This window comes from Streptomyces sp. P17 (assembly GCF_032436805.1).
GTDB lineage: Bacteria > Actinomycetota > Actinomycetes > Streptomycetales > Streptomycetaceae > Streptomyces.
Genome location: NZ_JAVRBF010000082.1, coordinates 1 through 25,311 on the forward strand (window position 1 = coordinate 1; position 25,311 = coordinate 25,311).

Sequence of the window (25,311 nt, forward strand, 5' to 3'; positions counted from 1 at the left end):
TCTTTGGCCGGTGCGGCGAGGGTGCGTGCCGGGCGCCGTGGGTGCTGTGCGGGACTTTCAAAACACCCCCTAGCGCACCGGCGGCGCGAACAGTTCCTCCTGGGCCCGGTCCCGTGCCGTCAGCAGCGCGCCCCGGAGCACCGCCTCGCCGCCCAGCGTGCTCGCCCGCACCTCCGTGGGCAGCGGTGACATCTGGGTCAGACGGGTCTGGACTCGCGCCGCCAGCACCTGCCCGCCCGCTCGGCCGATCTCGCCCGCCAGGACCACACAGCCGGGGTCCAGGACCGAAATGACTGCCGCGGCACCGAGGGCCAGGCGGTCGGCGAGGGTGTCCAGGAAGCCGGCGTGGGGAGCCAGGTCCGGCGACTGCGCCGCCGTACGGACCAGCGTCGCCGCATGTGGTTCGCCCGCCGCCTCCGCCGCCGTCACCCCGTGCCCCGCCGCCAGTTCCGCGATCGCCGCCGCCCCCGCCAAGGAGTGGAAGCCGCCCTCGCAACCCGTCGCCGACGGCAGACCCGTCGTGCCCGGTACCGGCAGGAAGCCGATCTCGCCCGTGCCGCCCGAGGCCCCCCGGCGCAGCACGCCGTCGAGGACCACCGCCGCGCCGACGCCCATGCCGAGCCAGAGGAGGACGAAGGTGTCGCGGTCCGCCGCGGCTCCGTCCCGTTGCTCTGCCAGCGCCGCCAGGTTGGTCTCGTTCTCCACGCTGACCCGCGCCTCGGGAAGCCGCTCCTGAAGCGCCGCCACCAGACGCCGGTGCCACTCCGGCAGGCCCGTGGAGCTGCGCAGTTCGCCCGTCGCCGGGTCGATCAGACCCGGCGCTCCGATGCCGACCGTGTGCGGCCGGTCGACGCCGGCCTCCTTCACCACCCGCTCGACCAGCGCCACCGCCTGCTCGACCGCGGGGCCTGTCCCCACACCCCCGTCGATCGGCGCCGACGCCTCCGCCAGGACCTCGCCGACCAGGTTGGACACGGCCACGGCGACGCCCTCGGTGCGCACGTCCAGCGCCGCCAGATGCGCCCGGCCCACGACGATGCCGTACACCTTGGCGTTGGGCCCGCGCCGTTGCTCCCCCGACTCCCCCACGACCTCGATCAGTCCGGCGGCGGTGAGGCGGTCGACGAGGTCGGCGACGCTCGGCCGGGAAAGTCCGGTCAGCTCTTTGAGCCGTCCCGCCGTCAACGGGCCCTCCTGCTGGAGCAGGCGCAGGGCGAGCCGGTCGTTGATGGCCCGGGCGGTGCTGGGGGAAGCGGGCATGCCGGGATCCTTCCAGATCGGCGGATGCGGTGAGCGGCCACCTACCTATCAGGCAGGGTTCCTGATAGTTTACGCCTCCAGTAGACGCGAGGGAGGGGCCGGAGCATGAGTGACGTGGTCTACGACGGGCGCGAGGTGAAGCGGGCGCGGTACGCCGTGGCCGCCGTCTTCGCCGTGCACGGGGCCGTGACCGGCTCGTTCGCGACCCGGGTGCCGTGGATCCAGGACCATGCCTCGGTGAGCGCGGGCCAGTTGGGGCTCGCCCTGGCCTTCCCCGCGCTCGGCGCCTCGGTGGCGATGCCGCTCGCCGGAGGCATCACCCACCGCTTCGGCGCCCGGAACGCCCTGCGCGCCCTGATCGCGCTGTGGACGCTCGCCCTGGTGCTGCCGTCCCTCGCCCCGAACCTCCTCACCCTCTGCCTCGCCCTGTTCGTCTACGGCGCCACCGCCGGAATGGCGGACGTCGCGATGAACGCGCTCGGCGTGGAGGTGGAGAACCGGCTCGACCGGTCGATCATGTCCGGGCTGCACGGCATGTGGAGCGCGGGCGCCGTCCTCGGCTCGCTCGGCGGCACGCTCGCCGCGCAGCTGGGCACCGACGCCCGGCTGCACCACCTGCTGGCGGCGGCCGTACTGACGATTCTCGGCGTGGCCGCCTGTGCCTGGGTGCTCGATCTGCAGCCCGCCCAGGACGAGGCACCTCCGCCCCGGTTCGCGCTGCCGCCCCCCTCGGCGCTGCTCATCGGCGCGGTCGGATTCTGCGCGGTGTTCGCGGAGGGCGCGAGCCTGGACTGGTCCGCGGTCTATCTGCGCGACGAGCTGGAGGCCTCGGACGGTCTTGCCGCCGCCTGCACGATGGGCTTCACCCTCACCATGGCCGTCGCGCGGATCGCGGGCGACAAGGTGGTGGACCGGTACGGCGCCGTGCGTACGGTCCGTGCGGGCGGTGTCCTCGCGGCCGTCGGCGGTCTGCTGATCGTCGTGGCGAACCAACCGGCGCTGGCGATGGCCGGGTTCGGGCTGATGGGCCTCGGCATCGCGGTGGTCGTGCCGCTGTGCTTCGCGGCGGCCGGCCGCAGCGGCCCCAACCCCAGTCTGGCGATCGCGGGCGTCGCGACCATCACGTACACCTCGGGTCTGGTCGCGCCCGGCGCGATCGGCGGGCTGGCCCAGGCGACCAGTCTGGTGGTGTCGTTCGGTCTGGTGACGCTGCTGGCGACCGGGCTCGCCGTCTTCGCGGGCGTCCTGCGCACCGCCGAGCGCAAGTCGGCGGCGGTCGGCCGGCCGGAGGCGGCAGTTCCCGACCCACGACCCTGAACCACTCGCTGCACCGCACCGTCCGCCGAGCGAGCTCTACGACGAGGCCAAGTCGTAGGCGTACGACGGGCTGAACGTCCCCGGCGTCCCCTTGCACCCGTCGGACTCCCCCGGCAGCTTGACCCACAGGTAGCCGTCGATCCGGGCCTCGCCCGTACTCAGGGTGGGCGCCCGGCCGATCTTCCGTCCCGCCGGGTCGCACCATTCCCCGTCCGCCGGAGCGCCGTTGCCGTTGCGGCTGGTGTCGATGACGGCGCCGAGCGAGGCCGGGCCGCCGAGGGCGTCGAGGACCTGTCGGTCGTAGGCGATCTCGGCGGCCGTGGTGTGGAAGTTGGAGACGTTGCTGAAGATCCCGTCGGAGGAGGCGGGTGAGGCTGCGCCGGCCTGTTTGAGCCAGCCCGCCTGTCTGCCGGGCGCGTGCCAGCCGGAGTGGCCGGCGTCGTAGTAGACGCGGGCCCTCGGGTTGGCGTCCTTCAGAACGCGGCCCGCACGGGCCAACGAGGCGAAGCGGTCGGCTCGTTGGCCGCCGGAGAGACACTCGGCCTGGGCGACGGAGTCGGGTTCCAGGACCACGATGACGTCGTCGGAGCCGAGCCCCGCGGCGAAGCGGTCGATCCAGTCGTCGTAGGCGTCGAGGTCGGGCGCCCCGCCCTGGCTGGCCCCGCCGCAGTCACGGTCCGGGATCGCGTACGCCACGACGACCGGCGTCCGTCCCAGAGCGGCACCGCCGGCGGTCACCGCGCGGACCCGGGCGGTGATCGTGTCCGGCGTGAAGTCGGCGAACCACACGGCGGCGGGCTGGGCGGCTATCCGGGACTGGATGACGCCGTGCCGTGGATCACCGGCGTTCTCCCGGACCCAGTCCAGCACTTGGGAGTCGGGGTGCCGGTACAGCCGCGTCGACACGGCGGCCGTCTGCCGCTCGCGGTCGGTCTTCGTCGGCGAGGGCGTGGGGCTCGCCTCCTTCTTCTTCGTCGGCGAGGGGGTGGCCGAGGGCGAGGCGCCGACCGACGGGGAGACCGGCGGCTCCACGGGCAGCGACTGGAGGCGCGGTGTGTACGTCACTTCGGGGCGCGCCTCGTCGGAGCCGCCCCCTTCGTCGAGCGCCGAGATCATCCCGGCCGCGGTGCCGACGGCGACCACGACGGAAGCCGCCACGACCATGGCCCCCCGGCGTGCGGCCCGTCGACGCGCGGACCTGCGTGCGGCGAGACGCTCGGCACGTAAGCCAGGCACGACGCTCTTCCCCCTCCCCTTCCTCTGGTCGTTCGCCTCCGGGGACGCTCCAGCCGGTGGCGAGAGGTCGACCGGGCTCAGCCCTTCGGGCCTCCGCCCGCTCGACCTCTCGCCACCGGCGCGTCCCTACGGCTCACTCCCCCACGGCGGGTGCGTTCCCCCGTTCTGGGGAAGCGTCGGGCCCGCCGGTACTTCCGCCACCCTAAAGCTGCGACTCTGCCCCCATGGCGCAATGCGAACAACTCACCTCACCTGTGGACGCGGTCATTCGCCGTATGCGCGCCCTCGACGCGGACCTGCCCGCCCGGGACGGCGTCGCGGTCTTCAACCGTGTCTACCTGGCGGTGACCGAGGCGGTGGACCGGCGGATCGACGCCGGTCGGTTCGCGGACGCGCGGGCCGCGATCACGCTGGACGTGCTGTTCGCGGAGCGCTATCTCGCGGCGGTCGACACGGCGACCGACGAGCGGCGACCGCCCGCCTGCTGGCGGCCCCTGTTCCAGTTCCGCCGCCATCCCGGCGTACGACCGTTGCAGTTCGCGCTGGCGGGCATCAATGCGCACATCGGCCACGATCTGGCGCTCGCCGTGGTGGACGCCTGTCGGACCCTCGACTGCGAACCCCCCGACCTGGAGGACGAGTTCGACCGCGTGGGCGATCTCCTCGTCTCGCTGGAGGAGCGCATCCGCGAAGATCTGATGCCGGGACCCGACCTGCTGCAGATCGCCGACCCGCTCACCCATCTGCTCGGCTCCTGGAGCCTGGAGCGGGCCCGGGACGCCACCTGGTCGGCGGCCCGGGCGCTGTGGGCACTGCGCCGACTCCCCGACCTGGCCGAGGAGTTCACCGAGCGTCTTGACGCGGCGGTGGGGTTCGCGGGCCGGATGCTGCTCATCCCGCTGCCGGACTGACTCGGTCCTCCCTACGGTCCTCCGTTGATCAGCATCCGCTGCCGCGTGACGGACGGTGCTACGACCCCCTACCGCCCGTCACGCTCGCCGCTTGGCATCCCGATCAGGAATCGGGGAGTTCCACCGGCGCGATCTCGTCGTACACGTCGCCCGGGCCGGGGTTGGTGGCGTCGGTCTCGCCGCCGAAGTGGTGCATGACGCCCCACACCGCGTTCAGCGCGGTCTGGATCGCGCCCTCGGCCCAGCCGGCCGTCCAGGAGATGTCGTCGCCGGCGAGGAAGATGCCCCGCTTGTCCGCGGGCAGCCGGTCCTGCATGAAGTGCGTGAACAGGCGCCGCTGGTAGCGGTAGTGGCCGGGCAGGTTGGCCTTGAACGCGCCCATGAAGTAGGGCTCGTTCTCCCAGGACACGGTCACCGGGTTGCCGATGATGTGCTTCCTGATGTCGACCTTCGGGTAGATCTCGCCGAGCGACTTCAGCATGACCTCCATCCGCTCGTTCGCGGACAGCGGCAGCCACTTCAGGCTGTCGTCGCACCAGGTGTACGACAGGCAGATGACGGCGGGCTTGTCCGGACCGTCGTCGAGCAGGTAAGTCCCGCGCGTCATGCGGTCGGTGAGGGTCATCGACATGACGTCCCGGCCGGTCGCCTCGTCCTTGTCCAGCCAGAACGGCCGGTCGACGGGGACGAACAGCTTGGAGCTCTCCATGTAGTGGGTGCGCTCGATCGCGGTCCAGTGATCGATCGGGAAGAGCGAGTCGTCACAGTCGATCTTCGACAGCAGCATCCAGGACTGCGCGGTGAAGATGGCCGCCTTGTAGGTGCGGATGTCGCCGTTCGCGTCCGTCACCGTGATCCGGTTGCCCGCGGTGCGGTGCAGCCGGGTCACGGCCGGGCGGGGCGTGCCGTTCTCGTGCAGCGAGGCGAGCGAGGTGCCGTACGCCCAGTGCACGATCTTCTCGGGCTCGCGCTCCCACAGGCGCACCGGCAGCTGCTGGGAGCCGCCGACGATGCCGCGGTGGTGGTCGTCGGCCTCGGTGTAGACGACCCGCAGGATCTCCAGGATGGAGTTCGGGAAGTCGGTGTCCCAGCCGCCGGTGCCGAAGCCGACCTGGCCGAAGATCTCGCGGTGCCGGAAGGACTTGAAGGCCTCCGAGTCGCAGAGGAAGCCGTAGAAGGTCTGGTTGTCGAGCTTCTCGACGAGCTGCGCCCAGATCTCGCGGATGCGCGGGACGTCCCGCTCGCGCATCGCGCGGTTCATGTCGGAGAAGTCGGCGCCCTCTTCGAGGCACTTGTTCCAGGCCGCGGCGACATCCCGGTACACCTGCGGGAGGTCGTCGACGGTCTCGGCGTAGTGCGACTCGCCCTTGAGGTCGACCACCGTCGAAGGGGTGGCCTCGGCAAGGGGGTTGGGGAAGGGGCGCGTCTCCAGGCCGACCAGGTCGATGTAGTGCTGGAGGGCGGTGGAGGAGGGCGGGAAGCGCATCGCGCCCATCTCGGCGGTCAGACCGTCGGTGCCCGGGCCGTCGAAGCCGACGGTGCGCAGCCGGCCGCCGATCCGGTCGGCCTCGTAGACGACGGGCTTGAGGCCCATCTTCATCAGCTCGTAGGCGGCCACGATGCCGGACAGACCGCCGCCGATGACGGCGATCTCGGTGCCGTGCTCGGTCGCGGGTATCTGGCCGAGGCCCGCCGGGTGGGCGAGGAAGTCGTCGTACGCGTACGGGAAGTCCGGCCCGAACATGGTGATCGGCGGCTGCTGCTCGTCGGCGTGCTGGACGGCGGTGGGCACCGTGGACGTCATGGGGTACGGACTCCTTGCGACAACTGATGAGGGGGGAGGTTCAGAGGAGGGACCCGTAGAGGGCGGGGCGGCGGTCCTGCAGATACGGGTTGGCCTCGCGGGCGGCGGCGAGGAACGCGGGGTCGGTGTCGGCGAACACCAGCTCCTCACCGCGTCCGGCGCGGGCGCGGGCGACGCCGTCGGGACCGGCCAGGGTGGAGAGGCCGATGAACTCGAACTCCCCTTCCTGGCCGACCCGGTTGACGTACGCGACGTACATCTGGTTCTCGAAGGCCCGCACCGGGATCATCGACTCGGCGACGAACTGGAACGGGTGCATCTGCGCGGTCGGCACGATCAGCAGGTCGGTGCCGGCGAGGGCGTGGGCGCGGACGTTCTCCGGGAACTCGACGTCGTAGCAGATCAGGACGCCGACGCGGAGGCCGTTCAGCTCCACCTGCACCACGGGCCGCTCCCCCGGCGTGAAGTGGTCGCGCTCGAAGCAGCCGAAGAGATGGGTCTTGCGGTAGTTCGCGAGCCGGGTGCCGTCGGCGGAGACGATCTGGGCGGAGTTATACACGGTCTCGCCGTCCCGCTCGGGGTAGCCGTAGGCGAGGGCGAGACCGTGCCGGGAGGAGATCTCCGCGACCGCGTCCGCGCTGTCCCCGTCGGCGGGCTCGGCGAGCCTCGCGATGTCGTCGCCGATCGCGTACCCGGTCAGGAACATCTCCGGCGCGATCAGCAGCCCGGCGCCCGCGGCGGCGGCACGGCCCGCGGCCTCGTCGAGCACCTTGAGGTTCTCGACGACCGAGCCGGGGCGACCGGAGCTCTGGAGCAGGGCGGTGCGCATGCGTGTTCCTCACCGGGCAAGGGGGTTGGGGGGCCACATAGACGGTACGGTCGCCGTGCTCGGCCGGACAAGCAGGAGCCGTTGCGCGCTCGTGAGCGGAACGTTGCGTGGAGAGGGCCCCCGGCGGCGATTCGTTGCGCCTCCTCCTCCGGTCAGGCTCGCGCCTTGCCGGCCGCGGCTCTGATCACCGCCCCCACCAGGTACGGCAGCGCGAACAGGGCGAAGACCGTGCCGTGGGTGGCGTGGTCGCCCGCCGCCGCGTAGGCACCGTAGACCACGACTGTCAGCAGCTCGGTGCCCAGGCCCGCGACCGAGGTCAGGGTGGCTCGGCCGCCCTCCTCGATGCGGTGCTGGAGCCGGACGTCGGCGAGGACCGTGGCCAGCTGGAAGCCCGCGAAGGCCACGGCGATCAGGGCGAGGCCCGCCGGGGTGCGGGCGATCGCGCCGAGGGCCAGGGCGAGCGCGGAGATCGCGATCAGCCAGGTGAAGCCGGTCGTGCCGAGGCGTTCGGCGGGGCCTGCCAGCAGGCTGACGGCCGTGACCGCGGCCCAGATCAGCAGGAGCGCGTACGGCACGAATCCGTCGGGCACACCGGTCTCGCGGACCAGCAGCGGCGAGTACTCGTCGAGGGCGCTCCACACGCAGGCCACGGCCGGGACGAGCAGCAGCGCCCCGCGCAGCGAGCGGTCACGGCGGGCGGTGGCGAGTCCGGTGCGCAGGGTCGCCGCCCAGCCCTCACCGTCGCCCGTCCGTCCCGGGTCCTCCGGGAAGCGGCTCGCCGTCACCGCGGCCAGCAGACAGGCCGCGACGCTCGCCGCACCGACGGCCTGATAGCCGCCGAGCGCGAAGACCGGTCCGGCCGCAGCCATCGCCGCCATGACGCCCAGCAGCCCCGCCGCCCGAGCCCGGCCCATGACACGGGCGTACCGGTCGGCGGCGCCGAGGCGGTCCAGTTCGTCGTAGACCAGGGCCTCCAGCGCACCGGAACTCAGCGCGCCGCTCACGCCCCACAGGACGAAGCCGAGCGCGAAGGCCCAGTACGAGGGCACGAGCACCCAGAGGGCGAAGCCGACCGCGCTGAGCAGCGGACCCAGCCACAGCAGGACGCGGCGGGACACGGCGTCGGCCCAGGCGCCGGAGGGCACCTCCAGCAGGACGCCGGTGATCGACCACAGGGCGAACAGCGAGGAGATCTGCCACAGCGTGAGCCCGCTGTCGGCGAAGAGCAGGGCGTACAGCGGGTAGAGCAGGACAAGATCTTCGAGGAACGCGTAACCGTACAGCGTGCGAGTGAGCCGACGGATGCTGCCGGTGGCGGGCACGCGCGCGGGTGAGAGTGTCATGAGGCCTTCCCGTGGGAGCGATGCGGACGCGAGAGGTACGGCGTCCGCATCGGCGGCCCTCGGGAGGCACGACGGGGCAGGGATCAATGTCGCCAGGTCATGACATCGATGTTAGGCCGGTTCGGCCCTCCCGTGCAGGGAAAATGTCGTGATCACGGCCGCGTGGTCGGAGGGCCAGTCGTTGTCGGCGACGTCCGGCAGGGGCCGCGGGCTGCCGCTGACGTAGCTGCGGGAGTCCAGAACCCGCAGGCCCCGGTGGAGGACGAAGTCGATCCGGTCCTGGGGTTCGGGGTGGCCCTCGACCGGAGACCAGGTGTGTCCGGGATCCCGTACGGGGTCAGGGTTCGCCTCGCGATACGAGTCCCTCAAGCCCGCCTGCTCGGCGGCCACCGTCACCGGCCACGACACATCCGGCCAGTCCAGATGGGACGGGCAGTTGAAGTCGCCCACCAGCACGACCGGCTCCGCGTCCCCGATCCGGCGCAGCGTGTCCCGCATCTCGGCGAGCCGCACCCCTTCGTGCACGGTCGGGTCGCCCTCGGTCACATAGGGCCCGTAGTCCCGGTAGTCGAGATGCGCGGTCCACACCTCGACGTCCTGGTCCCCTACGGCGATCCGGACACCGGCAGCCCCGTAGAACCCGACGTCCGGGTCCCCGAGCCGGGCCGTGACCGGGAACCGGCTGATGATCCCGAGGTTCTCCCCCGCCCGGTGGTGATGCCAGCCGAGCGCCTCGGCCAGCTCCTCCGCCGCCGTCCCGTACGTCTCCTGCAGCCCCACCACGTCGACCCCGGTCTCCGCGATGACCTTGAGCTGCTTGGCCCGGTGATCGTGCACCTTGGTCCCGCCGTACCAGAGGTTCCAGCTCATGACACGCAGTTCGTACGGCAGCAGCGCGCGGAGCCGGTCCGGGGTGACGTCGGTCAGGCCGGACAGGACGGTGCGGCCGGGGGCCGCGTCGATCGGGGCGAGCGAGGGCACGGCGAGCACCGTACAGCCGGCCGCCTCCGCCGAGCTGACCCCGGTCTGGGTGTCCTCGACGGCCACACAGGCTGCCGGGCCGACGCCGAGGGCGCGGCAGGCGGCGAGGTAGGGGTCGGGGGCGGGCTTGGTGTGCTCGGTGTCGTCGGCGGTGACGGAGACCGCGAAACGGCTCGCCCCCAGCGCTTCCAGGACCGTGTCGGCGACGGCCCGGGGGGAGGCGGTGACCAGGGCGGTGGGAACGCCCTCGCGGGCCAGGGCGTCGAGCAGGTCCAGGGCGCCGGGGCGGGGCACGATCCCGGCGCGGACGCGGTCGGCGAACTCCCGGTGGAGCGCCTCGGCGAGGCCGGTGGCGGGGCCTCCCGTGGTGGCGGCGAGCCAGTCGGCGGTGTGCTCGACGGGGCGCCCGAGCACCTCGGGCGCGTCGGCCGTGGTGAGGGCCCGCCCGGCGATCTGCTCGACCGCCTCCCACCACAGGCGCTCGGTGTCGACGAGCGTGCCGTCCATGTCGAACAGGACGGCTTGGAGCGGGAGTCGATTCATGTGGGGGGTCTCTTTCATACGTCCGTGATTCGTTCCGCCACCAGCACCGGCCGCTCCGGCAGCGACACCCGTACGGCGGCTCCCGGGGCGGGCGCCTCGGGCAGGTCGGCCTTCACCTCGGTGCCGTCGGCCAGCCGTACGGTGACCCGGCTGACGGCGCCGAGGAAGGCGGCGGCGACCACACGCGCGTCACCGGCGTCATCGGCCCGTACCCGCACCGCTTCGGGACGCACCAGCACGTCCACATCCGAAGAGGACGGCACCGGGCCGTCGACCGGCAACCGCCGCCCCAGCACCTCGACGGCGCCGTCGGACATCCGGCCGGGAATCCGGCTCATCGTGCCGACGAACTCGGCGACGAAGGCGGTCGCGGGACGGCCGTACAACTCGGCCGGTTCCGCGCACTGTTCGAGCCGTCCGGCGCGCATCACGGCGACCCGGTCGGCCATGGACAGCGCCTCCTCCTGGTCGTGGGTGACGAACAGGGTGGTGATGCCGAGCTCCTGCTGGAGCCGCCGGATCTCCTCGCGGAGCGTCAGGCGCACCTTGGCGTCGAGCGCGGAGAGCGGTTCGTCGAGCAGCAGGACGCGCGGGCGCAGGGCGAGCGCGCGGGCGAGCGCGACCCGCTGCTGCTGTCCGCCGGAGAGCTGATGCGGGTAACGGCGCCCCTTGTCGGCGAGACCGACCAGCTCCAGCAACTCGGCGGCCCGCGCCCGCCGTTCGGCCGTGCCCACCTTGCGCATCCGCAGCCCGAAGGCGACGTTGTCCATGGCGTCGAGATGCGGGAAGAGGCTGTACGACTGGAACACCATCCCGGCGTCACGCCGGTGCGCGGGCACCCGGGTGACGTCCTCGCCGTCCACCAGCACCTCGCCGGAGTCGGGGTGCTCGAACCCGGCGAGCATGCGCAGGGCGGTGGTCTTGCCGCAGCCGGAGGGGCCGAGCAGGGCGAGGAGTTCACCGGGGCGGACGGTCAGGTCGAGGCCGTCGAGGGCGACGGTCGCCCCGAACTCCCGGCGGAGCCCACGGAATTCGACGGTTGCTGTGTTGTCAGACATGGTTCCCCCTACGGGTACGGCCGCCGAACCCCGCGAGCGTGAGGAGCAGCAGCCAGGTCACGAGCAGGCTGAGCACGGACACGGCGACGGACAACTGGGCCTGTGAGCCGCTGACGTTGACGATCCACACCGCGAAGGGCTGGAAGCCGAGCAGCTGCGCCACCGTGAACTCGCCCAGCACCAGGGCGAGCGTGAGGAAGGAGGCGTTGAGCAGCGCGCCCCGCAGATTGGGCAGGACGGCTTGGACGAGCGCCTGCGGCCTGCTCGCGCCGCAGCTCCGGGCGGCCTCGACAAGGGTGCGGACGTCGACGGCGCGGAGCCCGGCATCCAGCGCGCGGTACACGAACGGCAGCGCCATCACGACGTAGGCGAGGACCAGGACGAACGGGAAGTCCGGGTTCTGGATCGCCACGAAGGTCTGGAACAGGGGCGTGCGGGACAGGTGCTCGGGACCCCATTTCAGGACCGTGCCGATACCGGCGACGAACGCGATCGGCGGGACGACGAGCGGCAGCGAGCACACCACCTCGACGACCGGCCGCAGCCGGGCCGCGCCCAGCCTGAGCGCGACGGTGGCGGGCACCGTCAGCAGCAGGACCAGGGCGATGGTGGCGGCGGCGAGCCCGAGTGAGAGCAGCAGGCTGCTCAGGAAGCCTTCGGTGGCGAAGATCTGCGTATAGGCGTCGAAGGTGATTCCCTGGCCCGGCACATCGACCGTGAAGACCACGGACGCGGCCAGCGGCACCAGGAAGTACAGTCCGGCGAGGCCGAGCACGCCCCACCGCCACAGGGTCAGGCGAGCCATCGCGCGCTCCGTCGTTGCAGGGGCAGATACACCGCCATGACCAGGCCCGCGACGAGGACCATGTCGAGGCTGAGGGCGAGCGCCACGTTCTCCTGGCCGACCAGCACATTGCCGGAGAGGGCGTCGGCGATCTGGAGGGTGACCAGGGGCACCGAACTGCCCACCATGGCGGCGGCGGTGGCGTACGCGGCGAAGGCGCTGCCGAAGAGCAGCACGAACCCACCGAGCAGTGACGGCAGCAGCACCGGCAGGGCAACGTGCCGCCAGTACTGCACGGCCGTAGCGCCGTTGTTCCTGGCCGCCTCGCGCCACTGGGTGCGCAGGCCCTCCAGGGCCGGGGCGATGGTGAGGACCATCAGCGGGATCAGGAAGTACAGGTAGACGAGGACCAGGCCCCAGAAGCTGTACAGGTCCCAGCCCTTGTCCGTCAGGCCCAGGTGCCGGGTGAGCACACCCGCGTTGCCGAGGGTGGCGACGAAGGCGAAGGCGAGGGGGACCCCGCCGAAGTTGGCGAGCACGCCGGACGCGGTGAGCACCGCCTCGCGCAGGGCGCGGGACCGGGAGGTGACCACGGCCTGGGCGAGCGGCAGTCCGAGCAGCGCCGCGAGAACGGCGGAGACGGCGGACAGCTTGACGCTCCCGAGCAGGGCCGTGAGGTAGGCGCCCTGCAGCGAGGTGGTCAGGTTCGCGGTGCTGTACGCACCGGTGTCCTTGGCCGTGAAGGCGCCGTCGAGAACCGCCCAGGCCGGCAGCCCGAAGGCGAGTGCGGTGAACGCCAGCAGCGGGAGCACGGCGAGCCCGCCCGGGACGTGGCGCCGGCGCTTCTTCACCGAAGCGACGGGCGCCACGTCCGGACGTGTGAGTGTGGCCGTCATCCGGAGACGGCCTTCGCCCAGCCCTGCCCGAGGACCGTCTTGGCCTTGTTCTGCTGGGCCTCGGTCGGGAAGCTGGGCGTCCCGGAGACCTCGGGCAGCTTGGCCGCGGCCGTCTTGTCGAGGGTGCCGGCCTTCTCCATGGCGGGCATCAGCGCGGGCCGCGCGTAGCCGGCGAGCCACAGGTTCTGGCCCTCGGCGCTGTACAGGTACTCCTCCCACAGCCGGGCGGCCGCCGGGTGCGGGGCGTCCTTGTTGATGGCCTGGGAGTAGTACTGGGAGAAGACGCCGTCGGCCGGCACGGTCACCTGCCAGTCGACGCCCTTGGACTTGAACTCCTCGGCGTAACCGGCGTTGAGGTAGTCCCAGTCGATGCTGATCGGGGTCTCGCCCTTCTCGACGGTGGCCGGGGTCGACTCGACGGGCGTGTAGTTGCCGTTCTTCTTCAGCTCGGCGAAGAAGTCCAGGCCGGGCTGGATGTCGTCGAAGGAACCGCCGTTGGAGAGAGCGGAGGCGTAGACACCGGCGAAGGCGGAACCGGACTTGGTGGGGTTGCCGTTGAGCGCGACCTGACCCTTGTACTGCGGCTTCAGCAGGTCGGCGAAGGTCTTCGGGCACTCCTTGACGCGCTTGGCGTCGCAGCCGATGGAGATGTAGCCGCCGTAGTCGTTGTACCAGCGGCCCCGCGCGTCCTTCTGCCCCTCGGGGATGTCCCCGAAGGCGGCGACCTTGTACGGCGCGAGCAGCCCCTGCTCGGCGGCGCTGAGCGCGAAGGAGCTGCCGAGGTCCAGGACGTCGGGGGCGCGGTCCTGGCCCTTGCGCGAGGTGACGGCGTTGATCTCGTCCTGGCTGGAGCCGTCGGGGTTCTCGACCTCGACCTTGATGCCGTACTTCTTCTCGAAGCCGTCGATGAGGGCGCCGTAGTTGGCCCAGTCGCGGGGCAGCGCGATGGCGCGCAGCGTGCCCTCCTTCCTGGCCGCCTTCACCAGGGCGTCGAGGCCTCCGAAGTCGGCGGCGGAGGTGGCGGTGGCGGCGCTCTTGCCGTCGGCGGTGGTCGACGCGTCGTCGGGAGCGGCACCGCAGGCGCTCAAGGCGCTCAGCGTGAGGGCGGCGACGACGCCGAGGGCGGCGGTTCTCGGCGGGGACAGGGTCACGACTGCTCCAGGGGGCGCAGGAGGGAATCCGAGGATGCTGCGAACTTGTCTGAACAAGTTGGCCTCAGTACGCCCGTCGTCGGTGACACGCCCGTAAACACTGGCGAAACCCTGACCCTTGATTCCCTGCACAATCCCGGCTGACACGGATCAACGACGGTTCTCGATTAGGCTGGTCACGCTGTGCACAGCAACCGATCCAGAGGGGAAGCATGACGGCGCGACACGAGGAGATCGCGGGCGAGCTGCGCCGGGCGATCGACCGCGAGGAGTACACCGTCGGCAGTCTGCTGCCCGCCGAGACGGAACTCGCGGCCCACTACGGCGTCTCGCGCGGCACGGTCCGCCAGGCCGTGGCGGCGCTCACCGCCGAGGGGCTCATCGGCTCCCGCCAGGGTGCCCGCCGGGTGGTCCTGGCCAGCCGCCGCAGCCAGAGCTTCGCCGAGCTGCGCAGCTTCGCCCAGTGGGCGCGCGCGATGGGCCGCGAGGCCACGGGACGGGTGGTCGCGCAGGAGCACCGCCCGGCGACCGCCGAGGACGCGGTACGCCTCCAACTGACCGTCGGTACCGAGGTGTTGCACGTCGTGCGGGTGCGCGGCCTGGACGGCGAGCCGGTCCTGCTGGAGCGGACGGTCTACGCGGACTGGATCTCCCCGGCCGTCGAGTCCATCGAGCCGGACTGCCCGTCCGTCACCCAGCGGCTCTACGAGGACACCGGACTGGTCTTCGCGTACGGCGAGCATGTCATCGACGCGGTGGCGGCCGGCGCCCAGGACGCCGAGCTGCTCGGCATCCGCCGCACGAGTCCGCTGCTGCGGGTGCGCCGGGTGACCACGACCCGCGAGGGGCGCCCGGTGGAGTGGTCGGACGACCGCTACCGCTCGGACGCGGTGAGCTTCAGTGTCCACAACTCGATCGGGAACAACGCGCTGGCCCGCAAGACGGGGGATGCGATGTGACCGCTGCCCTGCCCTACGTCGACGAGCACACGACGATCGTCGTGGCGGACGCCGACGCGCTCTGGCGAGGCCTGTCGGAGGCGCTGGACACGGCCTTCGGCGGTGGCCACTACGCCCGGTTGGTGGGCTGCGCCGACGTCAGCGCCGCCGGGCCACGCCCCTTGGCCGAGGGCTCGACGCTGCCCGGCTTCCGCGTGGCCGCGGCGGACAAGGGCCACGAACTGGTCCTCACCGGCAGCCACCGCTACTCGGTCTACTCACTGACCTTCCGCATCGAGGAGGCGGGTCCGGGCCGGTATCTGCTGAAGGCGGAGACACGAGCGGCGTTCCCCGGCCTGACAGGCCGCCTCTACCGACGGCTCGCGATCGGCACGGGCGGCCATGCGTTGGGCATGAAGCGCCTGCTGGCATCCATCAGGGTGTGTGCCGAACGGCCCACCGTCTAGGGGGTGTTTTGAAAGTCCTGTGCGGTGCCCGCGGTGTTCGGTGCGTGCCCTCGGCGTGCCGGACGAAGGCCCTCGTACTGGACGTACTTGGGTCTTTGGCCGGTGCGGCGAGGGTGCGTGCCGGGCGCCGTGGGTGCTGTGCGGGACTTTCAAAACACCCCCTAGTGCCGCGGCAGGCAACGTTTGCCCGTCAAGGAGCGGCGTCCGGTGCGTGCCCTCGGCGTGCCGGCCGGAAGCCCTCGTACTGGACGTACTTGGGCCTTCGGCCGGTGCGGCGAGAGTGCGTGCCGGGCGTCGCGACGGGGCGAACGTTGCCTGCCGCGGCACTAGGTAGGCGATCCCGAGGAGAACCGTCTCAGCAGCGGCGAGAGCACCAGCACGGACTTGGTCCGCTCCACGAACGGCTCCCCCGCGATCCGCTCCAGGACCCGCTCGAAGTGCCGCATGTCAGAGGCGAAGACCTGCACGACCGCGTCCGCGTCACCCGTGACGGTGGACGCGGCCACGACCTCCTGATAGCGCTCAAGACCACGCCGGATGGTGTCCGGCGAGGTGTTGTGCCGGCAGTAGATCTCGACGAACCCCTCGGTCTCCCAGCCGAGCGCCGACGGGTCCACCCGTACCGTGAATCCGGTGATGGCCCCGGTGGCGCGCAGCCGGTCCACGCGCCGCTTCACCGCGGGCGCGGACAGGCCGACGAGCTGCCCGATGTCCGCGTAGGAGCGGCGGGCGTCCTCGGCGAGGGCGTGCACGATGCGTTCGTCGAGATCGTTCAGCACTGCGGGTGGTTCACTTCACTTCTGGCGTTGCGGGAGCTTCTCCCGCGGCAAGACGGGAACGGCGATGGCCGTAAAGGAAGTAGAACACGAGACCCGCCGCCATCCAGAACCCGAAGACCACCCAGGTCGCGGTGTCGAGGCTGAACATGTTGTACGCGCAGAACGCGAAGCCGAGGATCGGCAGCACCGGACCGAAGGGCACCTTGAAGGTCCGCTCCAGCTCCGGCCGCCTGTAGCGCAGCACGATCACCGCGATGTTGACCAGCGCGAAGGCGAACAGGGTGCCGATGCTGGTGGCGTCGACGAGCTTGCCGAGCGGGATCATCGCGGCGAGGACACCGCAGAAGAGGGACACGATCACGGTGTTCAGACGCGGCGAGCCGGTCTTCGGGTCGACCTTGCCGAGCGCCTTGGGCACCAGGCCGTCGCGGGACATCGCGAAGAGGATGCGGGTCTGGCCGTACAGCACCGTGAGGACCACGGAGGCGATGGAGATGACCGCGCCGAGCGCGAGCAGGGTGCCCCAGAAGGTCTGGCCGCTGACGTCGTTCATGATCGCGGCGAGGGAGGCCTCGGAGCCCTCGAACTTGGTCCAGTTCCAGGCGCCGACGGCGACGGCGGCGACGAGGACGTACAGCGCCGTCACGATGATCAGCGAGAGCATGATCGCGCGGGGCAGGTCCTTCTTGGGGTTCTTGGCCTCCTCACCGGCGGTGGAGGCGGCGTCGAAGCCGATGTAGGAGAAGAACAGCGTGGCACCGGCGGCGCTGACGCCCGCCATGCCGAGCGGCATGAAGTCCTCGTAGTTGCCGGACTTGAAGCCCATGAAGCCGACCGCGCAGAACAGCACCAGCGCGGCGATCTTCACCGCGACCATGATCGTGTTGGCGCGGGCGGACTCGCGGACGCCACCGAGCAGGAACACCATCGCCAGCAGGACGACGATCAGCGCGGGCAGGTTGATGATGCCGCCCTCACCCGGCGCCGAGGACAGCGCGGAGGGGATGGTGACGCCGATCGTGCCGTCGAGCAGCTCGTTGAGGTACTCGCCCCAGCCGACCGCGACGGCGGCCACGGAGACGCCGTACTCCAGCACCAGAGACCAGCCGCAGACCCAGGCGACGAGTTCGCCCATGGTTGCGTACGCATACGAGTACGAGGAGCCGGCGACCGGGATGCTGCCCGCGAGTTCCGCGTAGGACAGGGCCGAGAACAGCGCCGTGAGACCGGCGATGACGAAGGCCAGGGTCACCGCGGGTCCGGCCTCGGGGACGGCGTCGCCGAGGACGACGAAGATGCCGGTGCCGAGGGTGGCACCGATGCTGATCATGGTGAGCTGCCACAGACCCAGGGAGCGCCGCAGCGAGCCTCCCTCACCCTGGCCACCCTCTGCGACCAGGTGTTCCACGGGCTTGCGTCGCATCAGGCGCGCGCCGAGCCCTGGGGACGCGGGATCGGTCTGGCTTCTGTCCTGCGGGGGTGCGCCTTGGTCGAGCACTGCGCTGGGCTCCTTATCGCTGCCGGTCAGGGAGACGGGGACCGGCGGCACACCTGAGAAACAGGAACCACCGAGCGGGGTCCCCGCCACGCCACGTACGAGGCGACAGCCTATGAGCATCGGCATTGCCGTTGTAATGCAGCAACCTTGCGTGTGCCCGCAAGATCATTGCGTTCATCGGGGCAGGGTGGGTGTTCGTTGCACGGCGGCTGTCGACCGTTGCGCGGGGCTTCTCACAGCAGGCTTCTGACCAGGAACGCGCACGGGTCGACCCACTCACGGACCGTGCCGTCGTGGTCCTCGTACGAGTAGCGGTCGAGGTACTCGATCAGGGGCTGGTAGCCGAGCCGCTCGTAGAGCGCGGCGGCCCGTAGGTTGTCCTTGCCGACACCGATGCCGATGCCGATGCCGATGCCGACGACGGTCAGTCCCCGCTCCCGGGCCAGTTCCTCGGCCGCGCGCACCAGTGCCGTACCGATGCCGCGCGAGCGCAGTCCTCGGCGACGGCAAGACCTCCGATCTCCGGGCAGCCGGGCCGCGCGTCCCGCACCTCGGGATCCGTGCAGCCGATCCAGCGCATCTCGGCGTGCCCGACCGGCCTCCCGTCCAGCCGGGCGACGAGATACGTGCACTCCCCCGCCTCCTGGCGCGAGAACCGTCGGGCGTGGAAGGACGTGCGGCCGGGCGATGCCAGGTACTGGTCGAGCAGCGCGACATCGGTGGCCGTGCAGGCGGTGATCTCCATGCGCCGACCGTAGTGCGGAGGCATACGAAACGGCCCCCGATTTTCCCGGGCGACCGGGACAACAGGGGCCGTTCGAAAGGGAGTTGTGTCAGCTCCAGCTGGCGTGCAGCGGCTTGCCCTCGGCGTAGCCGGCGGCGCTCTGGATGCCGATGACGGCCTTCTCGGCGAACTCCTCCAGGGAGCCGGCGCCGGCGTAGGTGCAGGAGGAGCGGACGCCCGCGATGATCGAGTCGATCAGGTCCTCCACGCCCGGACGGGCCGGGTCGAGGAACATCCGCGAGGTGGAGATGCCCTCCTCGAACAGCGCCTTGCGGGCCCGGTCGTACGCCGACTCCTCCGACGTACGGTTGGCCACGGCACGCGCGGACGCCATGCCGAAGGACTCCTTGTAGGCGCGGCCCTGGGCGTCGTGCTGGAGGTCGCCCGGGGACTCGTAGGTGCCCGCGAACCAGGAGCCGATCATCACGTTGGAGGCACCGGCGGCCAGCGCCATGGCGACGTCACGCGGGTGCCGGACACCGCCGTCCGCCCAGACGTGCTTGCCGTACTTCCTGGCCTCGGCGGCGCATTCCACTACCGCGGAGAACTGCGGCCGGCCGACGCCGGTCATCATGCGGGTGGTGCACATGGCACCGGGTCCGACACCGACCTTGATGATGTCGGCACCGGCCTCGACCAGATCCCGGACGCCCTCGGCGGCGACGATGTTGCCGGCCACGATCGGGACCTGCGGGTCGAGCGCGCGCACCAGCTTGATCGCGGTGATCATCGACTCCTGGTGGCCGTGCGCCGTGTCGATGACGAGGGTGTCGACGCCCGCGTCGAGGAGCTGCTTGGCCTTGCCCGCCACATCGCCGTTGATGCCGACGGCGGCGGCGATGCGCAGCTTGCCGTTCGCGTCGACGGCCGGGGTGTAGAGCGTGGCGCGCAGGGCGCCCTTGCGGGTGAGAATGCCGGCCAGTTTGCCGTCGGCGTCCACGGCGGGGGCGTAGCGGCGGTTGTGGTGGTCGAGGGTGTTGAAGGCCTCACGCGGGTCGACGTCGGCGTCGAGCAGCAGCAGGTCGCGGGACATGACGACTTCGAGCTGTGTGAAGCGGTCCACGCCGCCCAGGTCGGCGTCGGTGACCACGCCGACCGGCCTGAAGTCGTCGTCGACGACCACACCGGCGTTGTGCGCCCGCTTGGGCAGCAGGGCGAGGGCGTCGGCGACCGTCTGGTGCGGGGCCAGCACGATGGGGGTGTCGAGGACCAGATGACGGCTCTTGACCCAGGAGACGACCTCGGTGACGACGTCGATCGGGATGTCCTGCGGGATGACCACCAGGCCGCCACGCCGGGCCATCGTCTCCGCCATACGGCGGCCGGCGATGGCCGTCATGTTGGCGACGACGAGCGGGATCGTGGTGCCCGTGCCGTCCGGGGCGCTGAGGTCCACGCCCTGGCGGGAACCGACCGCGGAACGGCTCGGGACCATGAACACGTCGTCGTACGTCAGGTCGTACGGGGGCTGGATGTCATTGAGGAAACGCACGTGCTGCACATCCCAGTCGTTCAGAGGTGGCCCCCGGACAGGTCAGCCAGGGGGAAAGAGCACGTACTTCATTGTCCCATGTCAGCCGGAATGCCATACACGGTCGGTTCATCCAGGCTGGTCGCAGACGCCTAGGAGGATCCTCCAAGAGCCAGGGCCACCGTGACGGCGGAGGCGCCCGAGAACACCTCGCGGGCGATCCCCCACTCGTCCGGCCGCTCTTTGGCGTACGACTGCCAGTTCCGTACGACGATCACAACGGCGCCCTCGGGCCACAGGCCCGGATCCGAGAGGACGTCGGCCAGCGCGTCCCAATTCCGGCCGAAGTAGTCGGGCAGCCCCAGGTCCCGCAGGCACCGGTCCATCAGGCCCGCCTTGTCGGTGACCCCGGCGAGGTCCAGCGTGGCCAGGACATCCGTCATCTCGGTACCGCCAAGTCCGTAGTGATCGCCGATGAACGAAGGGGGGCGGCCGCCGGGCCACCCCCCTATCTGACATATCGTCACTGTCCGTCCGGATCAGCCCTGTTGAGCGCGGGTTTCGGGGTCGGCCCCGCCGTCATCAGCACATCCGCCGCCGAGGTGTCCGTCACCAGGCTGGTGACGAGCCCCGACCGCAGCACCGCGTCGATCGCGGACGCCTTGCGCGACCCGCCCGCGATGGCGACGACCTCGGGGATACGGCGGAGCTGGTCGGCCTTGACCGTGATGCACCGCTCGCCCAGGTCCCGGCCGACCCGGCGGCCGTCGGCGTCGAAGAGGTGGGCCGACATCTCGGCGGCGACCCCGAGCGAGGCGTAGTGCGCCCGCTCCTGGTCGCTGAGCATGTCGTGCACCGTGGAGATGCCCGGCTCCCAGGAGCCGATGGAGACACAGGCGACCGTGACCTTGTCGAAGTACTCGAAGGCCCGGGCGATCCCGGTCTGGTTGCGCAGCGCCGCCGCGGTGGCCGCGTCCGGCAGCAGCATCGGCGCGTAGATGGGATGCGCGTCGCCGCCCGAGACCTGGGCCGCCCGGCGCACCGCCTCCACCGAGCCGCGCTCGGCGGTCCCGGCGTCGTACACGCCGGTCAGCTGCACCACCGTGCACGGCGGCAGCCGGTCGAGCGCGGCCGCCATGTGGATGGTGGACCGGCCCCAGGCCAGGCCCAGCACATCACCCTCGTTCACCAGTTCGCCGAGCAGATCGGCTGCCACTTCCCCCAGGTTCTCCGGGTCGGGAGAGTCCTCGGCCTCCGCCGGCGACTCGACCACGACGGCGTGCCTGAGGCCGTAGCGGGCGCGCAGCGCGTCCGAGCGCTCGGCGTCCAGCTCGGCGGGGACGCGGATCTCGATACGCACGAGATCCCGTTCAAGTGCGGTCTCCAAGACCCGGGCCACCTTGAAGCGGCTGACACCGAACTCCTCGGCGATCTGGATCTTGGATTTGCCCTCAAGGTAGAAGCGGCGGGCCATGGCCGCCGCCTGCACCAGCTCAGCGGGTCCCATCCGCATGGCTGACCGGCCCGCCGACATACCCGACACGGCGATCTCCTCACTACTGTTCACACTCTGGATTCGCCGTTCATCCTTGCAGATCCAGCGCACTGGATCCGCCCTGATGGGCGCCGTTCACGTTCCCTTGGCTCAGTGGTCGCATGCCCAGGCCGCGGACTTCGTCGCTCCTTCCGCCTGGGCCCGCAGCGCGCGGACCGCCTCGGCGGGGTCCTGCGCCCCGTACACCGCGGAACCGGCGACGAAGACGTCCGCGCCCGCCTCCGCGCATCGCTCGATGGTGGCCGCCGAGACCCCGCCGTCCACCTGAAGCCACAGCTCAAGACCGTGCTTGCTGATCAACTCGCGGGTGCGGCGAATCTTCGGGAGCATGATGTCGAGAAACGCCTGACCCCCGAAACCGGGCTCGACCGTCATGATCAGCAGCATGTCGAGCTCGGGGAGCAGGTCCTCGTACGGCTCGATCGGTGTCGCGGGCTTGAGCGCCATGGAGGCTCGCGCGCCCTTGGCCCGGATCTCACGGGCCAGACGCACCGGAGCGGCGGCCGCCTCGACGTGGAAGGTGACGGAAGCGGCCCCCGCTTCTACGTACTGGGGCGCCCACCGATCGGGGGCCTCGATCATCAGATGGCAGTCCAGCGGAGTGTCCGTCGCGCGGGCCAACGACTCTACGACCGGCACACCGAGCGTGAGGTTCGGGACGAAATGGTTGTCCATGACGTCGACGTGGAGCCAGTCGGCTCCTTCGACCGCCTTCGCCTCGTCCGCAAGGCGGGCGAAGTCGGCGGACAGAATGCTGGGATTGATCTGCACGGCCATGCCCCCAGCCTGCCATGCCCTCCGGGGGTTTGGCGTGGCGGTACCCTTCCCTGCGCCCCTTACGGGGCGCACGACTGCGTGGCATCCTTTCGGCCACGGGGGTGGCCATGACTGAAAGGCGTGGGATCGCACATCTCGTCTGTGGCCGGCGGGCCAAGTGGGTCGTGCTGGTGCTCTGGCTCATCGTGCTCTTCCTTACGGCCCCGTTCGCCCAGAAGCTCACCGACGCCCAGGACAACGACGCGGCCTCCTGGCTGCCCGGGTCCGCCGAATCCACCCAAGTCCTGCAGACCTCCGAGGACTTCAGGCCGGAGCAGATCCCGGCCATCGTCATCTACGCCCGGGAGAGCGGGCTCACGGCCGAGGAGCGGGCCGCCATCGACGAGGACGTGCGGGAGCTGAAGCAGCTCACCGCCCACGGCGTCCGCGGTGACGAGACCCGCGGGCCCACCTTCGACCGTGACGCGGATCCCCGCGCGGCGCAGGTCTATGTGCCGATCACCATGGACGAGCAGGGCTGGGAGCAGATCGCGCCCGCGGTCGACGACATCCGGCAGATCGTCGGCGAGGGCGGTGGCGGGCTCGCCGTGCACATCACGGGTCCGGGCGGTACGTCGGCGGACTTCGCCGAGGCCTTCGAGGGCATCGACTCCACACTGCTGCTGTCGGCCATGGCCGTCGTCATCGTCATGCTGCTGATCACCTACCGCAGCCCGACCCTCCTGCTGGTCCCCCTGCTCGCCGTGATCGCCGCCCTGTTCACCGCGCAGGCCCTCATCTACTTCCTGGCGGAGCACGCGGGCTTGACCGTGAACGGCCAGAGCGCGGGCATTCTCACCGTCCTCGTCTTCGGTGCGGGGACGGACTACGCCCTGTTGCTCGTCGCCCGCTACCGCGAGGAGCTGCGCGGCCACGAGGACCGGCACGAGGCGATGGCGCTCGCCCTGCACCGCGCGGGCCCGGCGGTGATCGCCTCCGGCGCGACCGTCGTCCTGAGCATGCTGGTACTGCTGGCCGCCGAGATGAACTCCACGCGCGGCCTCGGACCCGTTGCCGCGATCGGCGTCGCGGTCGCTCTGCTGGCCATGATGACGCTGTTCCCGGCGCTGCTGGTGATCTTCGGCCGCTGGATCTTCTGGCCGGTGATCCCGCACCTCGGCGCCCCGAACCCGCACCAGCGGGGCATCTGGGCGCGCATGGGCCGTCGTATCGCCGCCCGGCCGCGCATGATCTGGGCCGCCACGGCGGTGGTCCTCGCCATCTGCTCCCTGGGCCTGATCCAACTGCGCGCCGAGGGCATCAGCAATGCCGACGCCTTCACCGGAACCCCCGATTCGATCACCGGCCAGGAGGTCTCCGAGCGGTACTTCCCGGCGGGCAGCGGCGATCCGCTCGTCATCATCAGCAACCAGGCGCAGGCCGAGGAGGTCGGCCGAGCCGTTGCGGACACCCCGGGCGTGGTCCCGGACTCCCTGGGCCTGCCACCGGGCGCGAAACCGGCCTTCGAGGGCAAGGTCCTGTTCGAGGCCACCATGTCCGACCCCGCCGACAGCGAGGCCGCCAAGGACACGGTGGAGCGGGTCCGCGACGCCGTGCACGCAGTGCCGGACGCCGACGCCCAGGTCGGCGGCGGTACGGCGGCCCTGCTGGACATGGACAAGGCGACCACGCACGACAACATACTGATCATCCCGCTGGTGCTGCTCGTCGTGCTGCTGATCCTGTGCGCCCTGTTGCGGGCCCTGATCGCCCCGCTCCTGCTGATCGGCACGGTGATCCTGTCGTTCGCGGCGGCCCTGGGCATCAGCGCCTTCGCCTTCCGGTACCTCTTCGACTACGCGGGCGAGTCGACGGACTTCCCGCTGTTCGTCTTCGTCTTCCTGGTCGCCCTGGGCATCGACTACAACATCTTCCTGACCACCCGGATCCGCGAGGAGGCGGCCCGTCAGGGCACCCGCGCGGGCGTGGTGACCGGACTCGCGGCGACGGGCGCGGTGATCACCTCGGCCGGCCTGGTCCTGGCCGGCACCTTCGCCGCCCTCGGCACGCTCCCGATGGTCGCCTTCGCGGAGATCGGCTTCGCGGTCGCGCTCGGCGTCATCCTCGACACCTTCATCGTGCGCTCCATCCTGGTCCCGGCGCTGTTCCTGGACGTCGGCCCGAAGGTGTGGTGGCCGCACCGGCTGGCGAAGGAGGACGGCGGGAAGCGGGTGCCCGTCAGTGCTGTTGCGGCGGATACACACTCGGGTCGTCCAGCGGGACCTTGAGCCAGGCGATCATCTCCCGCAACTGGTGATAGGCCCGTAGCCGTTCCTCGTCGCTGTCGGCCCGCTCCGCGGCGGCGATGGGCTCCCAGAGCCGGGGCACCATCACCGGCCCGATCTCCAGCAGCCCGCCGCTGCCGCCGGACGCCCAGCGGGCCAGCACATACCGAACGAGGGCGCCCACCGGGATGTCCAGGCTCCGGGACATCCCGTGCAGCGAGTCGAGAGGTTCGAGCAGACCGTAACCCACCACGTCCGACTTGAAGTTGGCGTGCGGATCGTCGTCGGCCCACTCCCCCTTCCACCGACGCAGCCGTACGACGTCCTGGCCGTCCTCATCGGTCCACACATCACTCGACACGGACATCAGCCTCCTGGGACGGGTCGTGTCCCCTGAGTCTCGACACGGGGCCGAACCCGTCGCAACGGGCTTTCAGGCGGTACGGCGGATCAGCGCCGGCTACGTGGTCCGACCCCCGGCAACGCACTCCTCAGACGGGTCCGCCAGATCAGCCTCGGCTACGGGGTCCGACCCCCGGCAACGCACTCCTCAGACAGTCCGCCGAATCAGCGCCGACTACGCGATCGGACCCCCGGCAACGCACTCCTCAGACGGGTCCGCCAGATCAGCCTCGGCTACGGGGTCCGACCCCCGGCAACGCACT

22 protein-coding genes and 1 pseudogene are annotated in these 25,311 nt (G+C 71.1%); 5 read left to right on the forward strand and 18 right to left on the reverse strand.

Going from position 1 to position 25,311, the window contains the following annotated elements:
- Positions 1 to 69: 69 nt before the first annotated feature.
- Positions 70 to 1,260 (reverse strand): ROK family transcriptional regulator, encoded by a 1,191-nt coding sequence (locus tag RMT89_RS35655; protein WP_315887907.1) that lies wholly within the window; start codon positions 1,258 to 1,260, stop codon positions 70 to 72.
- Between the two features lie 105 nt (positions 1,261 to 1,365).
- On the opposite strand from RMT89_RS35655, the gene RMT89_RS35660 reads away from it, so the two are divergent.
- Entirely contained in the window at positions 1,366 to 2,577 is a 1,212-nt protein-coding gene (locus RMT89_RS35660; RefSeq protein ID WP_315887908.1) for an MFS transporter, read from the forward strand.
- A 36-nt stretch (positions 2,578 to 2,613) separates the two neighbouring features.
- Here RMT89_RS35660 and RMT89_RS35665 read toward each other — a convergent pair whose 3' ends face one another.
- On the reverse strand, positions 2,614 to 3,741 hold the full coding sequence (locus tag RMT89_RS35665) for a glycoside hydrolase family 6 protein (protein ID WP_315887927.1): 1,128 nt from the start codon (positions 3,739 to 3,741) through the stop codon (positions 2,614 to 2,616).
- 296 nt (positions 3,742 to 4,037) lie between these two features.
- Between RMT89_RS35665 and RMT89_RS35670 the strand changes: the two genes are divergently transcribed.
- Positions 4,038 to 4,724 carry a DUF5995 family protein gene (locus RMT89_RS35670; RefSeq protein ID WP_315887909.1) on the forward strand — a complete coding sequence of 229 codons (687 nt, stop codon included), beginning with the start codon at positions 4,038 to 4,040 and terminating at the stop codon, positions 4,722 to 4,724.
- Positions 4,725 to 4,827: 103 nt separating this feature from the next.
- On the opposite strand, the gene RMT89_RS35675 is transcribed toward RMT89_RS35670, so the two are convergent.
- The 8 genes from RMT89_RS35675 to RMT89_RS35710 all read right to left on the reverse strand — a co-directional run bounded on the left by RMT89_RS35675 (position 4,828) and on the right by RMT89_RS35710 (position 14,113).
- Positions 4,828 to 6,528 (reverse strand): NAD(P)/FAD-dependent oxidoreductase, encoded by a 1,701-nt coding sequence (locus tag RMT89_RS35675; protein WP_315887910.1) that lies wholly within the window; start codon positions 6,526 to 6,528, stop codon positions 4,828 to 4,830.
- A gap of 40 nt (positions 6,529 to 6,568) precedes the next feature.
- Positions 6,569 to 7,357, reverse strand: a complete 789-nt coding sequence (locus RMT89_RS35680; RefSeq protein ID WP_315887911.1) for a carbon-nitrogen hydrolase family protein — start codon at positions 7,355 to 7,357, stop codon at positions 6,569 to 6,571.
- 152 nt (positions 7,358 to 7,509) lie between these two features.
- Positions 7,510 to 8,700 carry an MFS transporter gene (locus RMT89_RS35685; protein WP_315887912.1) on the reverse strand — a complete coding sequence of 397 codons (1,191 nt, stop codon included), beginning with the start codon at positions 8,698 to 8,700 and terminating at the stop codon, positions 7,510 to 7,512.
- 111 nt (positions 8,701 to 8,811) lie between these two features.
- Positions 8,812 to 10,224 (reverse strand): HAD-IA family hydrolase, encoded by a 1,413-nt coding sequence (locus RMT89_RS35690; protein WP_315887913.1) that lies wholly within the window; start codon positions 10,222 to 10,224, stop codon positions 8,812 to 8,814.
- 14 nt (positions 10,225 to 10,238) lie between these two features.
- Complete coding sequence (locus tag RMT89_RS35695; protein WP_315887914.1) at positions 10,239 to 11,282, reverse strand: ABC transporter ATP-binding protein; 1,044 nt, start codon at positions 11,280 to 11,282, stop codon at positions 10,239 to 10,241.
- Positions 11,275 to 12,087 (reverse strand): ABC transporter permease subunit, encoded by an 813-nt coding sequence (locus RMT89_RS35700; RefSeq protein ID WP_315887915.1) that lies wholly within the window; start codon positions 12,085 to 12,087, stop codon positions 11,275 to 11,277. The genes RMT89_RS35695 and RMT89_RS35700 overlap by 8 nt, the downstream gene beginning before the upstream one ends.
- Positions 12,075 to 12,962: an ABC transporter permease subunit gene (locus RMT89_RS35705; protein ID WP_315887916.1), complete on the reverse strand. Its 888-nt coding sequence runs from the start codon at positions 12,960 to 12,962 to the stop codon at positions 12,075 to 12,077. The genes RMT89_RS35700 and RMT89_RS35705 overlap by 13 nt, the downstream gene beginning before the upstream one ends.
- Complete coding sequence (locus RMT89_RS35710; protein WP_315887917.1) at positions 12,959 to 14,113, reverse strand: extracellular solute-binding protein; 1,155 nt, start codon at positions 14,111 to 14,113, stop codon at positions 12,959 to 12,961. The genes RMT89_RS35705 and RMT89_RS35710 overlap by 4 nt, the downstream gene beginning before the upstream one ends.
- A 212-nt stretch (positions 14,114 to 14,325) precedes the next feature.
- On the opposite strand from RMT89_RS35710, the gene RMT89_RS35715 reads away from it, so the two are divergent.
- A complete protein-coding gene (locus tag RMT89_RS35715) occupies positions 14,326 to 15,072 on the forward strand; it encodes a GntR family transcriptional regulator (protein ID WP_315887918.1) in 747 nt (248 codons plus the stop codon).
- Positions 15,069 to 15,518: a hypothetical protein gene (locus tag RMT89_RS35720; protein WP_315887919.1), complete on the forward strand. Its 450-nt coding sequence runs from the start codon at positions 15,069 to 15,071 to the stop codon at positions 15,516 to 15,518. The genes RMT89_RS35715 and RMT89_RS35720 overlap by 4 nt, the downstream gene beginning before the upstream one ends.
- Positions 15,519 to 15,844: 326 nt before the next feature.
- Here the strand turns inward: RMT89_RS35720 and RMT89_RS35725 are convergent, their stop codons facing one another.
- The 7 genes and pseudogenes from RMT89_RS35725 to rpe all read right to left on the reverse strand — a co-directional run bounded on the left by RMT89_RS35725 (position 15,845) and on the right by rpe (position 22,382).
- Positions 15,845 to 16,297 (reverse strand): Lrp/AsnC family transcriptional regulator, encoded by a 453-nt coding sequence (locus RMT89_RS35725; RefSeq protein WP_048581051.1) that lies wholly within the window; start codon positions 16,295 to 16,297, stop codon positions 15,845 to 15,847.
- 10 nt (positions 16,298 to 16,307) lie between these two features.
- A complete protein-coding gene (locus RMT89_RS35730) occupies positions 16,308 to 17,795 on the reverse strand; it encodes an amino acid permease (protein ID WP_315887920.1) in 1,488 nt (495 codons plus the stop codon).
- A gap of 233 nt (positions 17,796 to 18,028) precedes the next feature.
- Positions 18,029 to 18,540: pseudogene (locus RMT89_RS35735) on the reverse strand (GNAT family N-acetyltransferase).
- 88 nt (positions 18,541 to 18,628) lie between these two features.
- A complete protein-coding gene (locus RMT89_RS35740) occupies positions 18,629 to 20,071 on the reverse strand; it encodes a GuaB1 family IMP dehydrogenase-related protein (protein WP_315887921.1) in 1,443 nt (480 codons plus the stop codon).
- A gap of 131 nt (positions 20,072 to 20,202) precedes the next feature.
- Positions 20,203 to 20,493 carry a barstar family protein gene (locus RMT89_RS35745; RefSeq protein ID WP_315887922.1) on the reverse strand — a complete coding sequence of 97 codons (291 nt, stop codon included), beginning with the start codon at positions 20,491 to 20,493 and terminating at the stop codon, positions 20,203 to 20,205.
- An 80-nt stretch (positions 20,494 to 20,573) separates the two neighbouring features.
- The gene (locus tag RMT89_RS35750; RefSeq protein WP_315887923.1) at positions 20,574 to 21,617 is read right to left on the reverse strand and encodes a sugar-binding domain-containing protein; all 1,044 of its coding nucleotides are present in this window, start codon (positions 21,615 to 21,617) and stop codon (positions 20,574 to 20,576) included.
- Positions 21,618 to 21,695: 78 nt separating this feature from the next.
- On the reverse strand, positions 21,696 to 22,382 hold the full coding sequence (gene rpe, locus RMT89_RS35755; protein WP_315887924.1) for a ribulose-phosphate 3-epimerase: 687 nt from the start codon (positions 22,380 to 22,382) through the stop codon (positions 21,696 to 21,698).
- A 107-nt stretch (positions 22,383 to 22,489) separates the two neighbouring features.
- Between rpe and RMT89_RS35760 the strand changes: the two genes are divergently transcribed.
- Positions 22,490 to 24,649 carry an MMPL family transporter gene (locus RMT89_RS35760; RefSeq protein WP_315887925.1) on the forward strand — a complete coding sequence of 720 codons (2,160 nt, stop codon included), beginning with the start codon at positions 22,490 to 22,492 and terminating at the stop codon, positions 24,647 to 24,649.
- On the opposite strand, the gene RMT89_RS35765 is transcribed toward RMT89_RS35760, so the two are convergent.
- Positions 24,600 to 25,013: a DUF6027 family protein gene (locus RMT89_RS35765; RefSeq protein WP_315887926.1), complete on the reverse strand. Its 414-nt coding sequence runs from the start codon at positions 25,011 to 25,013 to the stop codon at positions 24,600 to 24,602. The genes RMT89_RS35760 and RMT89_RS35765 overlap by 50 nt on opposite strands.
- Positions 25,014 to 25,311 lie beyond the last annotated feature (298 nt).

Excerpts from the sequence above, each read along its gene's own strand:
- RMT89_RS35715 (WP_315887918.1), top strand. The coding sequence starts at position 14,326 with ATGACGGCGCGACACGAGGAGATCGCGGGCGAGCTGCGCCGGGCGATC.
- RMT89_RS35665 (WP_315887927.1), bottom strand. The coding sequence starts at position 3,741 with ATGGTCGTGGCGGCTTCCGTCGTGGTCGCCGTCGGCACCGCGGCCGGG.
- RMT89_RS35680 (WP_315887911.1), bottom strand. The coding sequence starts at position 7,357 with ATGCGCACCGCCCTGCTCCAGAGCTCCGGTCGCCCCGGCTCGGTCGTC.
- RMT89_RS35765 (WP_315887926.1), bottom strand. The coding sequence starts at position 25,013 with ATGTCCGTGTCGAGTGATGTGTGGACCGATGAGGACGGCCAGGACGTC.
- RMT89_RS35745 (WP_315887922.1), bottom strand. The coding sequence starts at position 20,493 with ATGACGGATGTCCTGGCCACGCTGGACCTCGCCGGGGTCACCGACAAG.
- RMT89_RS35670 (WP_315887909.1), top strand. The coding sequence starts at position 4,038 with ATGGCGCAATGCGAACAACTCACCTCACCTGTGGACGCGGTCATTCGC.
- RMT89_RS35760 (WP_315887925.1), top strand. The coding sequence starts at position 22,490 with ATGACTGAAAGGCGTGGGATCGCACATCTCGTCTGTGGCCGGCGGGCC.
- RMT89_RS35700 (WP_315887915.1), bottom strand. The coding sequence starts at position 12,087 with ATGGCTCGCCTGACCCTGTGGCGGTGGGGCGTGCTCGGCCTCGCCGGA.
- rpe (WP_315887924.1), bottom strand. The coding sequence starts at position 22,382 with ATGGCCGTGCAGATCAATCCCAGCATTCTGTCCGCCGACTTCGCCCGC.
- RMT89_RS35655 (WP_315887907.1), bottom strand. The coding sequence starts at position 1,260 with ATGCCCGCTTCCCCCAGCACCGCCCGGGCCATCAACGACCGGCTCGCC.
- RMT89_RS35705 (WP_315887916.1), bottom strand. The coding sequence starts at position 12,962 with ATGACGGCCACACTCACACGTCCGGACGTGGCGCCCGTCGCTTCGGTG.
- RMT89_RS35690 (WP_315887913.1), bottom strand. The coding sequence starts at position 10,224 with ATGAATCGACTCCCGCTCCAAGCCGTCCTGTTCGACATGGACGGCACG.
- RMT89_RS35675 (WP_315887910.1), bottom strand. The coding sequence starts at position 6,528 with ATGACGTCCACGGTGCCCACCGCCGTCCAGCACGCCGACGAGCAGCAG.
- RMT89_RS35660 (WP_315887908.1), top strand. The coding sequence starts at position 1,366 with ATGAGTGACGTGGTCTACGACGGGCGCGAGGTGAAGCGGGCGCGGTAC.
- RMT89_RS35695 (WP_315887914.1), bottom strand. The coding sequence starts at position 11,282 with ATGTCTGACAACACAGCAACCGTCGAATTCCGTGGGCTCCGCCGGGAG.
- RMT89_RS35685 (WP_315887912.1), bottom strand. The coding sequence starts at position 8,700 with ATGACACTCTCACCCGCGCGCGTGCCCGCCACCGGCAGCATCCGTCGG.